The sequence below is a fragment of the Drouetiella sp. genome (assembly GCF_059504425.1).
Genome location: NZ_JCACIN010000113.1, coordinates 1 through 14,952, shown reverse-complemented (window position 1 = coordinate 14,952; position 14,952 = coordinate 1). Strand labels below are relative to the sequence as shown.

14 protein-coding genes are annotated in these 14,952 nt (G+C 52.0%); 9 read left to right on the top strand and 5 right to left on the bottom strand.

Annotation, left to right across the window (positions count from 1 at the left end; genetic code table 11):
- On the top strand, positions 1 to 717 hold a 717-nt coding region (locus AC5JMP_RS25550), incomplete at its 5' end, for a tetratricopeptide repeat protein (protein ID WP_495854326.1).
- Between the two features lie 253 nt (positions 718 to 970).
- Here AC5JMP_RS25550 and AC5JMP_RS25545 read toward each other — a convergent pair.
- Entirely contained in the window at positions 971 to 3,124 is a 2,154-nt protein-coding gene (locus AC5JMP_RS25545; RefSeq protein ID WP_495854325.1) for a DNA methyltransferase, read from the bottom strand.
- Between the two features lie 32 nt (positions 3,125 to 3,156).
- Here AC5JMP_RS25545 and AC5JMP_RS25540 point away from each other — a divergent pair, with 32 nt between their 5' ends.
- Complete coding sequence (locus AC5JMP_RS25540) at positions 3,157 to 3,987, top strand: hypothetical protein (protein ID WP_495854324.1); 831 nt, start codon at positions 3,157 to 3,159, stop codon at positions 3,985 to 3,987.
- A gap of 2 nt (positions 3,988 to 3,989) precedes the next feature.
- Here the strand turns inward: AC5JMP_RS25540 and AC5JMP_RS25535 are convergent, their stop codons facing one another.
- The gene (locus AC5JMP_RS25535; protein WP_495854323.1) at positions 3,990 to 4,658 is read right to left on the bottom strand and encodes a tyrosine-type recombinase/integrase; all 669 of its coding nucleotides are present in this window, start codon (positions 4,656 to 4,658) and stop codon (positions 3,990 to 3,992) included.
- A 208-nt stretch (positions 4,659 to 4,866) separates the two neighbouring features.
- On the opposite strand from AC5JMP_RS25535, the gene AC5JMP_RS25530 reads away from it, so the two are divergent.
- Entirely contained in the window at positions 4,867 to 5,193 is a 327-nt protein-coding gene (locus AC5JMP_RS25530; protein ID WP_495854322.1) for a hypothetical protein, read from the top strand.
- Here the strand turns inward: AC5JMP_RS25530 and AC5JMP_RS25525 are convergent.
- Positions 5,190 to 5,399 carry a hypothetical protein gene (locus AC5JMP_RS25525; protein ID WP_495854321.1) on the bottom strand — a complete coding sequence of 70 codons (210 nt, stop codon included), beginning with the start codon at positions 5,397 to 5,399 and terminating at the stop codon, positions 5,190 to 5,192. The two genes, AC5JMP_RS25530 and AC5JMP_RS25525, sit on opposite strands and share 4 nt — an antisense overlap.
- 141 nt (positions 5,400 to 5,540) lie before the next feature.
- Positions 5,541 to 5,900: a hypothetical protein gene (locus AC5JMP_RS25520; RefSeq protein WP_495854320.1), complete on the bottom strand. Its 360-nt coding sequence runs from the start codon at positions 5,898 to 5,900 to the stop codon at positions 5,541 to 5,543.
- A 373-nt stretch (positions 5,901 to 6,273) separates the two neighbouring features.
- On the opposite strand from AC5JMP_RS25520, the gene AC5JMP_RS25515 reads away from it, so the two are divergent.
- The 5 genes from AC5JMP_RS25515 to AC5JMP_RS25495 all read left to right on the top strand — a co-directional run bounded on the left by AC5JMP_RS25515 (position 6,274) and on the right by AC5JMP_RS25495 (position 11,880).
- The gene (locus AC5JMP_RS25515) at positions 6,274 to 9,777 is read left to right on the top strand and encodes a CHAT domain-containing tetratricopeptide repeat protein (protein WP_495854319.1); all 3,504 of its coding nucleotides are present in this window, start codon (positions 6,274 to 6,276) and stop codon (positions 9,775 to 9,777) included.
- 32 nt (positions 9,778 to 9,809) lie between these two features.
- Positions 9,810 to 10,199: a hypothetical protein gene (locus tag AC5JMP_RS25510; protein ID WP_495854318.1), complete on the top strand. Its 390-nt coding sequence runs from the start codon at positions 9,810 to 9,812 to the stop codon at positions 10,197 to 10,199.
- A 23-nt stretch (positions 10,200 to 10,222) separates the two neighbouring features.
- Positions 10,223 to 11,173: a hypothetical protein gene (locus AC5JMP_RS25505; RefSeq protein ID WP_495854317.1), complete on the top strand. Its 951-nt coding sequence runs from the start codon at positions 10,223 to 10,225 to the stop codon at positions 11,171 to 11,173.
- A gap of 117 nt (positions 11,174 to 11,290) precedes the next feature.
- Positions 11,291 to 11,596: a hypothetical protein gene (locus AC5JMP_RS25500; protein ID WP_495854316.1), complete on the top strand. Its 306-nt coding sequence runs from the start codon at positions 11,291 to 11,293 to the stop codon at positions 11,594 to 11,596.
- Positions 11,596 to 11,880 carry a type II toxin-antitoxin system RelE/ParE family toxin gene (locus tag AC5JMP_RS25495; RefSeq protein ID WP_495854315.1) on the top strand — a complete coding sequence of 95 codons (285 nt, stop codon included), beginning with the start codon at positions 11,596 to 11,598 and terminating at the stop codon, positions 11,878 to 11,880. Before AC5JMP_RS25500 ends, AC5JMP_RS25495 begins: the two co-directional genes overlap by 1 nt.
- A gap of 65 nt (positions 11,881 to 11,945) precedes the next feature.
- Here AC5JMP_RS25495 and AC5JMP_RS25490 read toward each other — a convergent pair whose 3' ends face one another.
- Positions 11,946 to 12,311 carry a CU044_2847 family protein gene (locus AC5JMP_RS25490; RefSeq protein WP_495854314.1) on the bottom strand — a complete coding sequence of 122 codons (366 nt, stop codon included), beginning with the start codon at positions 12,309 to 12,311 and terminating at the stop codon, positions 11,946 to 11,948.
- A gap of 96 nt (positions 12,312 to 12,407) precedes the next feature.
- Here AC5JMP_RS25490 and AC5JMP_RS25485 point away from each other — a divergent pair.
- A partial coding sequence (locus tag AC5JMP_RS25485) for an NB-ARC domain-containing protein (RefSeq protein ID WP_495854313.1) occupies positions 12,408 to 14,952 on the top strand: 2,545 nt, incomplete at its 3' end.

The following is a 14,952-nucleotide window of genomic DNA, read 5'->3' as shown; positions in this document are numbered from 1 at the left end:
TCCCAGGGGCGCTACGAGGCGGCAGAGCCTTTGTATGTGCAAGCGCTGGAGATGATGCAGCGGCTGCTGGGACAGGAGCATCCCGATGTCGCCCGCAGCCTCAATAACCTGGCATACCTCTACTATTCCCAGGGGCGCTACGAGGCGGCAGAGCCTTTGTATGTGCAAGCGCTGGAGATGAGGCAGCGGCTGCTGGGGGCGGAGCATCCCGATGTCGCCACCAGTCTCAATAACCTGGCAGCCCTCTACAGATCCCAGGGGCGCTACGAGGCCGCAGAGCCGTTGTATGTGCAAGCGCTGGAGATGAGTCAGCGCCTGTTGGGTCAAGCGCATCCCGATGTCGCTCAAAGTCTCAATAACCTGGCAGCCCTCTACAGATCCCAGGGGCGCTACGAGGCGGCAGAGCCGTTGTTGGTGCAAGCGCTGGAGATGAGGCAGCGGCTGCTGGGGGCGGAGCATCCCGATGTCGCCACCAGTCTCAATAACCTGGCAGCCCTCTACAGATCCCAGGGGCGCTACGAGGCCGCAGAGCCGTTGTATATTCAAGCGATCGCCCTTGCTATCCAAACCTTGGGTGAAAGCCATCCCAATACAACCACTTTCAGGAACAATTTCCTGGAGATGCTCAAGCAGGCAATTCAGGCAGGGCAAGCTGCAACGCTATCTGACGATCCATTGACTCAGGATTTGATGCGACAATTGCAAGCAGAATCGTAGTTGCGCAAGCAGAATCGTAGTTGCAGCAGTCTATTAACTGCATCTACTTTCAGACAAAAATCGCTCACATGGCTCAGATCTCCTCTGTTTGAAACCTAAAAGACTTATAGCGATCGCCACAAATGAAGCAGCTAATCCTTGCAATGAGAGGGAAATGTGAAAGCCCTCACCCCTCCAGCGATCGATGGCATAACTTTTTGGGCAATTCAATATGACCAGAGCGATCGCGTATCAATGGGCGATCGCCCTTCGCTCAGGCAGTAACTTTCTTTCTTCGCTTTCTCGCCTGGGTGCTGGTCTGGCGCTCAGCTCCGTCAGGAGGAGCGGGTTCTGCTATATCCGGGAGGGATGGGGCGTTGGTCTGCCTGAGCGAAGCTCGTATCGCAGGAATCTCCAGAACAGGGAACGACTCAGCCTCAATCCTAGAATCTGCTTTAGCGAAGAATTCAGGGTCTTGCTCCACCCATGCAGATTTCCTGCCCAGTCGTTTTGCCGCAACAGTAAATGTCGCTGTCCCTGCGAACAGATCCGCTACTCGACCGCCAGGTGGGACATACATCAGCGTTAGCAGCTCTCCTAGCTCTAGCGGCTTCTGCGTGTCATGCCACCCCAAGCGCTCTTTCCCCCCACACTGGGGAATGTGGCTAATAACAGCTTTAGCCTGTTTCCCTTCGCGCATTACATCCTCATAGCCAAAGTACGGTTTGGCTCCGGGCTTGAGCGCAACATAGATGAACTCAAAGTTCTGGGCACAGCGATCGGCACTTAGCAGCGGTGGCGCGTTTGGCTTATCCCAGATCAGGGTTTGTCTCAGTTCTAGTCCCGACTCTTCACAGACTCCGTGTAAATCAGCTCGGTATAGCAGCGCTTCAGTGCAGGTGACGACCAGGCAACCTCCAGGCTTCAAGGCTTTAGCTGCGATCGGCACCCAGACAGAAGGATCGATCGCTACACCTACCTTATCTTCAAAGTTCTTGTTAACTGATACCTGTTTGCCCGATCGCACAGTATGCCCGTCATTGCTGAGGAGGTAAGGCGGGTCGGTGATGATGGCATCAAACGATTCAGGCTCAAACTCCCAGTCGGTGACGTTGCCGTTGAATCCAATGGGGGAGTATTCAGCCTCGATCGCACGTTGAGCCAGCAGCCTTTCCTCTTCAAGTTGCTGCTGTTGCTGCTGAGATTTCTGCTTATTCTCCCACTCGGCATAGAGGCGATCGAGTTCCTTGACCTCTTTGAGAAGAGAAGCCTGTAACGCCTGGGCTTTCGTTGCGCTGGGGTTTTTGATGGAGGGAAGTGCAGCTAAGAATCTCTCTTGCAGGTTGATGGGTTCCTGGTAAGGTCGATCATCTTTGAACTTCCAAATAGGGCGATCGGATGGCAGTTTCTCGAAGCACTCAGTTGCAGCCTTCACCCAATTGGCAACGTCTGTAGGGATACGGTTCTGCCCACCGACAGTATTTATTGCCGCCTCGTTCTTCCAGTATTTAGGGCTGAGCCAATGGGTGAGAAATTCAGGAATGTCGATCGCTTTGACTGCCTTAATAGCTGCACTACGTTCCTTTTCTCCCCATTCCTGACCGATGCACAGCTCCGCGAACCACCGCCAATCTGACTCAGGGAGGGCAGCGATGTCTGTTGCAGCACGAACCGATAGAGAGTGTATTCCCACGGGAATACACTTCACTATTTCACTCGCTTGGATTGCTTTTGTAATTGCAGGTTGCTGCTTCCCCACCATCTCGGCATACTCACTCACCGTCATCAGCCCATCGCCACCATAAGCCTTACAGCAGTCATAGGCATGAATGGCACGACTCCAGGAATCAACTTCCTTACCTTGCATGGTGAGAAGCGCGATCGCCGCCTCCTTGTCATCCATCTCACGAATAACAGCAGGGATAGAGCTATTGCCGATTTCCTTGACTGCAATCCAGCGGTGATGCCCTCGGAGGAGTTGATAGCGATCACCTATCTTCCTGACTGCGATCGGCTCTGACTCGTCGTATCCCTTGGACTGAATCAGGCTGATGAGTTCTTCTACTTTTTCGTCATCCACGCGGCAACCGTAGCGATCGCTCTGGGGGCGAGGGTTCAACGGGTGCGGATCAATGAGATGGACGGGAAGCTGAATTGCTCCCACGACGATCGAGTCAAACAGGCTGGGCTGCGATACGGGCTTAGGCATCAGGAATCTCCGGTGTGATCGGTTGATCAAGCGTACTAGCTTTTCCGATCGACGGATATTGTTCTTGGCGCTACAGACAGGCGATCGCGCACACCAAAAACCGCCCAGATCACATTTTTCGCCTCCAAGCCACAGCGCACTGATCGCGGATAGTTCATCACTCGAACCTATCGCCTGTCTACGAGCCTCGTAGATGCCTCTGAGAGTACGATATGGCACAGAGGCTAAAAACGTAGTGGTAACTGTTAAAAATGAGCTTCATTCGAGTCAGGAAAATCAAAGGTCACAGGTATTTTTACTTCTGTCGGCGGCAGCGCGATCGAGTATCGGATGGCGGGAATGGTCGGGTGAAGGCGATCGATATTTGCCTGGGGAGATCTCTCAGTCCTGATTCACTCGCTTATTATTTCCACATTGGTGAGATTGACGCGCGTGCGTTTTGTCAAGCCGTGCTGCATTGGGGGATGGAGAATGTTGATGCCTGCCTTAGTGAGTCCCCGTGGAACGTCCTGGTGATCGCCACGCTTAAGGTTGTCCAGGATGAAGTTGTAATTGAATTTCGACCCAGCACCCTAGCTCTTGATCCAATGTTTGGCGAAAGGATTGACTTAAGAAGGAAGGAAGCCCAGGTCTGGACAGGGCGTATCCGCTCGTTAGTCCAAAAAAGTTGGGACAAGCAGAAACATCTGAAAAGATTGATAGACCACGGGGCTAGGACTCTGTGGCTCTATGATGAATGCTGTAAAGATCTTCAAGACTATCGACAAGAACTCGCGCTGTATCTCAAAAATCCCGATCGGCGCTGGAATGAGACAAGGTATGAATACACGGAAGAAGAGGATCGCAAAACTGAGGTTGTCTACGAGATCTACTACTCAGACGACTATGGATACCAAACGGATGAACTCATCAGCGAAAGTGAAAGTCTAGCAGCCGAGTTAATGACGGAGTATCAAGACTGGCTGGCACTTATCGTGGATTATGCGCCGAAGAAGTTGAGAGAAGAATTCAGGGTTAAGGTCATCCGAGAAGTTGAACTGACCAGCCGCAATGCCAAGAAGATCCGCGAATGGGCGAAGTAGCTCTAACCCGCCTTAAAGAATTCAAACAAAGCATCCTTAGCCTCACCCTGCTCCAGGTTGATATAGAGCGTGAGCGATGCCAAGCTTTTATGCCCGGTGATTGCCATGATCGTTCGCAGCGGCACACCACCCCGATACAGATGAGTTGCCAGACTTCGCCTAAAGGTATGGGTACTCACACCATCCAGCCCGATCGCCTTGCAAGCTTTCCTCAATGCTTTATCGACTGCCTGAGTGCTGAGGAACTGGCGATCGATTTCCCCCACGACAGTGAAGTGATTTTGAATCGGCTTATTCGTGCGGACATCAACCCGACCTGCTGTGTCAGAGGCGCGATCGATCCGGTAGATCTTACGCTTCGTTCTAGTGGTGGGAGCCGCCGGGAACAGGTAGCCAACTTTAGGCAGAGTCGCCTGGTCTAAGAGCGATCGCAAGGGCGGAGCCATGTCCACTGTTTTTGTTTGCTTCGTTTTCGTGTTGGGCGATCGAAACACAATCTGAGCATTCTTGATATCTTCGGCGCGGAGCTGACAGACTTCACCAATGCGACTGCCAGAGTAATAGCAAATTTGGGTGATCAGTCGGTGCGGCTGCTCTAGATTTTGCCAGAGGTGATTCAGTTGATCGGGGCTTAAAACTTCGGCTTGTCCACTGCGATCGGATTTGGGCATAACTGCCTTTAGTCTCTATTCTAGTAGAATACATACCATTGTAAAGCCTGTAACCCGCATGGTGTCGTCGGAGAAGGGACGGTTGGACTGCATCATAAGCGCTTGCTATCAATGAAAGTCTGATTCATGCCGAAAAAACAGGCAATGATAAGAAGAATGGATGATAGCAAGGTGTTTTATGCCAGCAGATAAGCGATTGAAAAGTGAGATGGTTCGGATCTACTCTGAGCTACGTGAATCAGTCGAATTGCTTCAGCAGCTTCATAGATCTGGGGACACTGCCCAGGCGATCGAGGGTGTTAAATTCCTGTACAACACGATCAAGATGGGGCATCCACTTCCAGGGCAGCAGTCGCAGATCGATCGCATCGAGGCAGCGGTGGCTCGGATGGCAACGCATAGTGTGGAGCCAGCAGCAGCTAAAACAGAAAAGCCTAACCCTATTCCGGCAGTCGTGCCAGCCGATGCTCAAGCTGAGAGGGTCAGGAAAGCGATTCTGGCAATGGCTATGGTGCCATCGGACGATTCTGACTAGAGAGCGCGATCGTCCTTCATGGGAGAATCGTTTGCAAGGTTTCGTTTTACAGGCTGAGTCATGATAATTACGATCGCCAGCTTCAAGGGTGGCGTGGCAAAACTACAATCGCTGCCCACTTGGCGGCTCACTACAGCAGTAAGAGTAAACCTCTGCTGATTGATGGCAATATCAATCGCTCTGCCTAGGGCATGGATGAATCTCATTGAAAGGAGGATTGCCAAACTTAATCTGTCTGCTGTGTTCATACTCATCAACCCGAACCGCGCAGAGTGCCTCAAATTTTTTCAGAGCTGGAATTAACGATCGCTCCACAGAACTAGAGATCTGCATTAACCCGCAGGATATCAATAACTCTTGCTCGCAGCAGAGGCAGCTTGAGCAGAGAATCGAGCATCGATGACCTGTTTCATAGTCGTGATTTCAGCTAGCATTTGCACTGCACCTGCGATCGCTTTCACCTGGTCTGGACTTTGAGGGTCGCCCTCCCGCGCTGCCCGTCGTAGAAAAGCTATGCCTTCTCGTAAAGCCAAAGGCGCTTCATCAGCCCAGCCGTTCTGAAGCTTCTCAAGTTTTTTCTGGACAAATGCCGCCAAGACTTCATCTTGTTGGGAGCGCGATCGCCACCGCTCAAGGCTTCTGAGGCTGATGCCCCACTTTTGAGAAGTTTCCTTATCCCCGTACAAAACCGCCTCAGCGAGAATCATAGCGGCTCTTTCTGCGTTAAATGTTGGCATCTGTTGCTATTTTGTCCCACTGTTTGATTGATCCTACTGTTAGGGAGGCAGGCTATGCTGAAAACTAAAATCTTCCTGACTGAGAGATTAGGGAATCTGGGAACGTTGCACCTATTGGATAGAGGAGTAATCTCCCTCTAGCAGCGATCGCTCCATGCTGAAAAAACCCTCGATTTTCGCTTGAGTGACCTGGAGCAGTTCATGGAGAAAACGACTCCGTTTGAACGACGCAAAACGAGCTAGGCTTCATACTGTTTGGATTCGGAAGGTTTTCTGAATTATCTCGAAATGAGCTGGAACATTCATGTAATTATGAGCTGTGCCCCATTGAGGACAGCGAGTTATGGATGAGCAACGGCTGCAAGCCTATGTGTCACTAATTGAGAAACTGCTGGGCTGTCCGCAGGGGCAGGAGGCAGCGCTATTGCAGGCGAACGCAGAATTAGTAAATGCGGAGCTGGTGACGGTGATGGAGCAAGTCACCGCGAGTTTGGAGAGCCAGGGCGATAGTAATGCTGGGTGGTTGCGGGGATTTGCAGCGCAGTTGGCGCAGTTATTAGAAAAAGTTGAATCCACAGGATGGGAAGACGCCACAAAATTTTTGCTAGAGATGTTGCAGTTGGTGGCAGATAACCAAGGAGATCCTCAGCAGATCTATCCAGTGTGGGCACAGCAGCAAGCGCAGTTGAGTACAGTATTGTTAGAAGTCCTGCCCTATATAGGAGCGTGGTTATTTAACAAAGATGTAGATCAGCGACCGAGTGTAGCGGCTACGTTGGTCAACTTCGGCAGTTTAATTAACCAATTTCCCTTAGGTACTCGATGGCTAAATCTGGAGTTGGGTATTGCTGCTTGCGAATTGGCGTTGCAAGTCTTTACCAGTGATACTTCTTCAGAACTGTGGGCCACTACCATGAATAACCTGGCGCTTGCCTATGCTGATCGAATCCGAGGGAATCGAGCGGAAAATTTGGAGAAAGCAATTTCAGCCTATCAGCAAGCCCTAATGGTGAGAACCAAAACAGAAATGCCAGTGGATTGGGCTGCGAGCATGAATAACCTGGCGCTTGCCTATGCTGATCGAATCCGAGGGAATCGAGCGGAAAATTTGGAGAAAGCAATTTCAGCCTATCAGCAAGCCCTAATGGTGAGAACCAAAACAGAAATGCCAGTGGATTGGGCTGCGAGCATGATGAACCTAGCGACCGCCTATTATTTACGCATTCGAGAGAATCGAGCGGAAAATTTAGAGAAAGCGATTTCAACCTACCAACAAGCCTTGACAGTGAGAATCGAAATGGAGAGTCCGGCACTATGGGCAACCACCATGAATAACCTGGCACTCGCCTACGTTGATCGAATCCGAGGGGATAGGGCAGAGAATTTGGAGCAAGCGATCTCAGCCTGTCAACAAGCCCTGACAGTCAGAACCAAAACAGAAATGCCAGTGGATTGGGCCGCCACTATGAATAACTTGGCAATTTCCTATCAATGCCGCATTCGAGGGGATCGGTCGGAGAACCTGGAGCAAGCGATTTCAGCCTATCAGCAAGCCCTGACAGTCAGAACCAAAACGGAAATGCCAGTGGATTGGGCCCAATCCATGAATAATTTGGCACTTGCCTATGCTGACCGTGTTCGGGGAGACCGGGCGGAAAATTTGGAGCAAGCGATTTCAGCCTACCAGCAAGCCCTGACAGTCAGAACCAAAACGGAAATGCCAGTGGATTGGGCAACCACTATGAATAACTTGGCACTCGCATATGCTGACCGTATCCGAGGGGATCGGGCAGAAAACCTAGAGCAGGCGATTTTAGCCTACCAGCAAGCCCTAACGGTGACCACTGAAACGGAGATGCCAATGGATTGGTCTCAATCTATGAGTAATTTGGCAAATGTATACGCTCAACGCATTCAAGGAGATCGAGCCGAGAACCTGGAGCAAGCGATTTCAGCTTACCAGAAAGCCCTGACAGTCAGAACCAAAACGGAAATGCCAGTGGATTGGGCAACCACCATGATGAACCTGGCAACCACGTATAAGAATCGTGTTGGAGGGAAGCGTGCCAGTAATATTGAGCAAGCTATAGCTCACTACCAAAGTAGCTTAGAGATTTTTAAGCCGAGGCTGTTGCCCGATAATTGTCGTAGATCTGCGGCCAGTTTAGCTAATCTCTTTAGTAAGCAACAGCGATGGCAAGAGGCTATTCCCAGTTATCAGATGGCACTACAAGCTGCTGAAATTCTCTATCAAAGTGCCAACCTACTAGATGGTAAAGCTGCTGAACTGACAGAAACCGCCGATTTGCCCCGGCGGGCTGCCTATGCTCTGGCTCACACTGGCAACTTGCAAGAGGCGGCTTTGACGCTGGAGCGAGGTCGTGCCCGTGGCCTCAGCGAAACCCTCGACCGGGATCGATCTAACCTCAGCCAACTGCAACAGACTGATCCAGAGATCTTTACCCAATACCAAGACATTACTCAACAGCTCCGCAACCTGGAAATTCAACAACGCCTGCGGATGACTTCAGAGGAACGCCATAGCCTCACCCCAGAGGCCTTCCGCACTGAAGCTTTGCGACTGCGCCAAACTCTGACGCAGACCATTGAACAGATCCGCCAAGTAGAGGGCTATGCAGACTTTCTGGCTCAACCTAGCTTTGATGATATTCGGCAAGCTATTCGTCCAGGCATTCCCCTGGTGTATCTTGTGCCGACTCCAACCGGAAGCCTTGCCCTGATCGTTAACCAAACCGGCATTGCCGATCTTTGGCTGGATGATCTCACTCAAACCAGTTTGGGAGAAGTCCTTACTGCTTGGTTCAATGCCTACAGCCAATCTCAAACTAATCGCCAAAGTTGGTATGATGCGATCGATCAAGGCACTCGTCAACTCTGGCAACCATTGATGGCACCGCTGATTGACCATCTCAAACAACACTCATTTCAGCAAGCCACTCTCATCCCCACCGGATATCTCAGCTTGCTGCCGCTCCACGCCGCCTGGACAGAAGATGCAACCCGTCCCGATGGCAAACGCTACGCCCTAGACGAGATTCACTTCACCTATGCCCCTAATGCCCAATCCATTAACGCAGCAAAAGATATTGCTCAGCGAACTGAAGCAGATTCGATGTTGGCGATCGACAATCCCCTCAAAGATCTGCCCAACTCCAGCCGTGAGGTGAATGCTGCTATTGCCACCTTCCCCCAGCACAAAGTTCTAAAGCATGAGGAAGCGGCGATCGAATCTGTCCTGACAGCCTTGCCCCACTACAACATCCTCCATCTTGCCTGTCATGGCACTGCCAATCTGCGTGATCCTCTGACCAGTGGACTCATGATGAGCGATAGACTGATTACCCTACGCAATCTCCTCGACCTTAAGCTGGCTGAAGAGAATAGGGGCGGCATTCGTCTCGCTATCCTCTCCGCCTGTGAAACCGGACTGGCGGGAATTGACCTGGCAGATGAGGCGATCAGCTTACCTACAGGGTTGCTGCAAGCAGGGGTAGCAGGCGTGGCTGCCTCGCTTTGGGCTGTGTCTGATCTGAGTACGATGCTGCTGCTAACGCGGTTTTATGACTTTTGGCGCAATGAGGAATTGGACATTTCCCAGGCTCTGCGTCAGGCGCAACAGTGGGTACGAGATACGACGAATATTCAGAAGTACGATTATCTTAAGGATGTTTTTCAAGAACTTGCTGATACTCAACAAATGACGATCGGTGAGACTAATGAGTTACTGAAGGAGTTCATGATTGATTACGTCTATAGATATGGTTCGCAAGATAAAAGTTTCGCCCATCCTTTCCATTGGGCTGCCTTTCATTATGTTGGTGTGTAGCGGTTCATAATTTCAACACAAGAGGTTCTGAGATGTACCCATCCGAAGATATCCTGGAAGCTGCCCGATCTATCCGCCCTTTCCTGGCTGAGCAGCTTGAAGCGGAAGCCGCCGCCCGAGTAGACCTACAGCTTGCTGACCTACTGGCTCGTGCTAACGCTGGAGAAACCGTCGATAATTTAATCCTGGAGCTGCTGGCAGAAACTGACTCGACGCGGGAGTGGATGTTTGCATTTCTGCAAAAGCAAGCTTTACCCGAGAGCACAAGAGAGAGTACGAAAGGCTTTAACCCTCTGCCTGGTCAGGGTTCGGCAATTGCTGCGCCTAAATATGTTTGTCCGGAGGGAGACTACATCTGGTATCGTCCAAGAGTTGGCGTAGAGCCACCGCTCTGTCCGACACATAACGTTCCTCTAGTCTGAGTGGAGCCGCCCCAAGGAGCCTAATGTCTGCTAAATTCCTGGAAGGTTTGGGAGGAAAACTAGCCGAACAATGGGTGGCAACCCTACTCACCCCTGCCTTTGTGTTTTGGGCAGGCGGCTTTGCGGCAGGCATTCAGTGTTACGGCTGGATCAGCTTTACCGCCTGGTTTACGAATCAGCCCGAACCTCTGCAAATTGCGCTTTTGGTGGGTGGCTTCTGTCTGATTGCTGCCTCTGCTTTTGTGATTCAACGCTTTGACCTGGTAGTGCTGCGCTTCCTGGAAGGGTATTGGCATCCCTGGCTGCGATCGCCGCGCCGCTGGCTAATTAAACGGCAGGCGGCACGGATTAGAAAGATGGGCGATCGCTTTCAGACCCTTGCCAGCCTTGAGCCAACACAACGCACGGCTGAGCTGATTGATGAGTATGTGCAATTAGACTGGCAGCTCATGCATACGCCCCTGCGCCCCGATCGCCTGATGCCTACACGATTGGGGAATGTGTTGAGAGCTGCTGAGTTGCGTCCTCTGGAGAAGTATGGACTGGATGCGGTGATCTGCTGGCCACGGCTTTGGCTGCTGTTGCCCGACGGCGTGAAAAAAGATCTGCAAGAGGCTCGCGCTGACCTGAACACCGCCGCTCGCGTCTGGCTTTGGAGCCTGCTGTTTATGGGTTGGAGCCTGATTTTCTGGTGTCCTTGGTCTTGGTGGACTGCCTTAGTGGGGTTAGCCTCCGCTCTCTTTGCCTACTATGCTTGGATGCTGGAGGCAGCAGGCACCTATGCGGATCTGCTGGAATCGACGTTTGATCTCTATCGCCCGCTGCTGTATCAATCTCTGCGCTGGGCATTGCCTACCAATCCACTGGAAGAACGCAAACTAGGGGAAGCCTTGACGGAGTATTTGTGGCGGGGTTCGGATGCAGCTTATCCCATATTTACCCAGCCAAACCCTACCCATCCAGATCCTAAATGAGTTTTGTTAGCTGTCGTTTTGGGCGATCGCGCGAAAGGCATGGCTCGCGTCCTGGTTTGCAGTCTGGCGCTACAATATCGCTAAAGGCTGTTTCAAGTTTTCACCCCCTCATACGCCATGAATATCCAAATTACTTCAACGGCTGAGGCTTTGATGCGAGAGATTATGGCTTTGGGTTACGACAACCCTGAAGTTATTATTGAGGAAGCCTTAAGGTCTTTTCATATCCAGCAGCTTGCTATTCAGGAGTCTGACAGCGCGGTGGAAGTGGATACGACTCTGGGGTTTGCTGAGCTGACGGAAGCTGAAATTATTCAAGAGAATGAACAGCGGTGGCAAACCTTTCAGCAAACTGGAAGCAGCGTTTCCCAAGAGCAGATCGCAAGTTGGGCCGCTAGTCTGGGATCAGAGAAGCGATCGTAATGCTGGAAGTTTCTTGGTTGCCGGAAGCGCTGGCTGACTTGCAAAGGCAGTTTGATTTTTTGAATGAGAAGAACCCAGAAGCCGCCAGCCGTGCTGTCCGAGCGATCCTATCGGCGGGTGCTACCCTGGCGCGATCGCCCCATCGTGGTGTTGCTATTCCGGGCACGAGCCAACGAAAGTTGCGGGTCTTTTTTGGTCAGTCTGGGTACATGCTGTACTATCGCGTCGAGGCGCAGCGAGTGTTCATCTTGCGAGTTCATCATGGGCGCGAAAATCGCCCCTAGTTTTCCTGAGATGGGGCGATCGCTGTTCCATTGTGTCGTGAGCCTGAATGCATCTTAATGGTGGCTTAGGGATTGTCGGGGAAGGAGCATTTCACCTCAATTTCTAGATTGCTTTCGGTGGAGCCTTCTGTGATGTAGGGGATTCCTACCTTTCCGCCAATCTTTAGGCCAAACTTGAGCGTTACCCCATCGACTTTGGCGGCACTGAAATTCTTGAATGCCCCGACTGCATAGGCAGCATAGCCTCGGATCATGCGGCTGGCTTCTTGCATCTGAATGGAGGAGGGGCTATTCCCGCGTCCTTCCCGACCGGAGTCACTGGTTTCTGTCAGCTCAGGATTGCTTTTGGATTCGATGAAAATCTCATAGGTTTCACCCGCTTCATCGGTATAGCAGAAGCTTTGCACCTCGGGCTGTGGCAGTTCATCCATAAAAATATCCTGCAACTTGGCAAACTACCTGATTATAGGCAGCTATGATGACGGCAGACAGATTGACTTGCTTTCATTTCAGCCCAGGTAGATTACATGGCACGGCGATATGCGCTGGTGATTGGGATTGCTCAGTACGACAAATTGCGAAAGCTAGATAAAGCGGTATCGGATGCGAATGCGATCGCCGATCTTTTAGAAGCTCACGGTCGGTTTGAGAAGGTGCAGCGACTGCCGGAAGGCTGGAATGAATCCGAGCAACGATACTTTGTCGATAATCGTCGGTTAACGTTAGCGGATCTGGGTCAAGCCATTCATCGGTTCTTGACGGATACGGCAAAGGGGCATGATGCGTTAATCTACTTTGCGGGGCATGGGTTGAACATTGCTAGCCCGATTCCTGGTGTAGAGCCAACCGGGTATCTAGCCGCATCGGATTCTCTGACGAACGGGCAAAATGCCTACCCCTTTCAGGCATTGAACAGTCAGATCAACACGGCACAATTGAGCAGCTTTGTGATGTTGCTTGATTGCTGTCACGCGGGTTCAATCTTAGAGCTGCGGCTAGAGAGAGGGCTGATCCAAAATAGCCTCACGACTTTCCTGAACAAAACTGACTCTTTCCTGATCACGGCTTGCCGCAGCAGTGAAATAGCCTATGAAGAAGCGGAGCACGGCATTTTTACCGGAGCGGTGCTGGCAGGGTTGGCACCTCAGCAAGCGAATGAGCAAGGGAAAATTGATGCCAATCGGCTGTATTCCTTTGTCAGTGCTGATGTGCAAGGCAAAGGACAGGAACCCTTCTACATGGGATTGGGTGGGACGCTGGCGATCGTCGAATATGCCCCATCCCTGCTTCTGGACGCGGCAGATCGCAGTGAAACAAGACTTCCTCAAAGGTCTTTTGGGATTCCTTTTCAGGTTCCCCCTTTGCCGACTCACTTTGTTGCTCGACCGGAACAGCAACAAGCGATTAAAGCGAAGCTGCTGACTGAAAACGGGCATACCCCTGGCACGCTGGTTGTGAGTGCTATCTATGGTCTTGGGGGCATTGGCAAGTCGGTGTTGGCAGCGGCGATCGCCCATGACCTGGAGGTGCAAGCTCGCTTTGGTGATGGCATCCTGTGGGTGACTCTGGGACAAGAGCCAGATATCCTTTCGTTTCTGAGCGGCTGGATTCAGGCATTGGGCGATCGGGATTTCAAGCCGATCACGGTCGAGATGGCATCGACTCACCTGCGGACGCTGTTGCATGACAAACAGATGCTGCTGGTGGTAGACGATGCCTGGAACCCGGATCATGTGTCTCCGTTTCAAGTGGGTAGCTCGGGCTGTCGGCTTCTGGTCACCACTAGAGAGGCAGATATCCCGGATGCCCAACGTCACAACCTCAATGTGATGACCCCAGAGCAATCGCGGGACTTGCTGGACAAGCAATGTAATCGCGCTCTGACGCTAATGGAACAGCAGCAGGCCGCAGAGCTAGCGCAAGAAGTAGGACACTTGCCCCTAGCGCTAGAACTGGCAGCTGCACAGATTGAAGAGGGCATTACCTTTAGCGAGCTGCTGGAAGATTTGCGAGCAGAGATTGCCCGTCTGGAAACTTTTGATCGCCCTGGTGCTGCCACCAGCCAGACCCAGCAGAAGCGATATAGTTTGCTTGCCTCCCTTAACTTGAGCGTGCAACGCCTCTCGCCTGAACAGCAGCGGCAATTTGCTTGGTTTGGGGTACTGCCGGAAGATGTCTTGACTACGGAGCCAGTAGCAGCAACGCTGTGGCAAGTGAGTCCTCGGCAGGCAGGCACGATTCTGCGCGGGTTTCGCTCGCGTGCTCTGGTGCTGGCAGGCGCATCCCAAGCAGAGGGGCAGCGAACCTACCGTCTACATGACCTGATGCATGATCTGGCAAAACGATTGCTAACGAGCAGCCCTACTCCAGAGAATGCCCATGACTTGCCAGGATTGGGGCTGGCGCTAACCCAGGCTCATGCCCAAGTGCTGGAGCAATTTCGAGCCAAAACACAGCAGGGACTGTGGCACATGCTGCCGGATGACGGCTATATCCACAAGCACCTTACCTGGCATTTTGAACAGGCAGCTCAACCCGAGGCCATTCACCAGCTTCTGCAAGAGTCCACAGCAGCAGGGCGCAATGGCTGGTATGAGGCTTGTGAACGTTTGGGATTGACTGCGAACTTTGTCACGGACATAGCGCGAGCTTGGCGATTGGCAGAGACGCTCTATGCGGATGAGCCGTTGACGGCAATTAACTTACAGTGCCGCCATACCCTAATCACAGCTTCTTTGAATAGTTTGGCGAGTAACTTGCCGCCAGAGTTGATCGCCGCGCTGGTACAAAAGGGACATTGGCAACCGATTCAGGGACTAGCCTATGTCCAGCAAATTCAACAAGCTAGTTCACGAGCAGAGGCGATCGTCGCCCTCGCTCCCTGTTTGCCAGAGTCGATGCTGAGCGAAGCCTTGGAAGTGACTCGCCAGATTCAGTCTGAGGATTCCCGATCGATTGCGTTGAGTGCGTTGGTGCCCCATCTGCCGGAGCTGGCGAGCGAAGCCTTGGAAGTGACCCGCCAGATTCAGTCTGAGGATTCCCGATCGAGTGCGTTGAGTGAGTTGGTGCCCC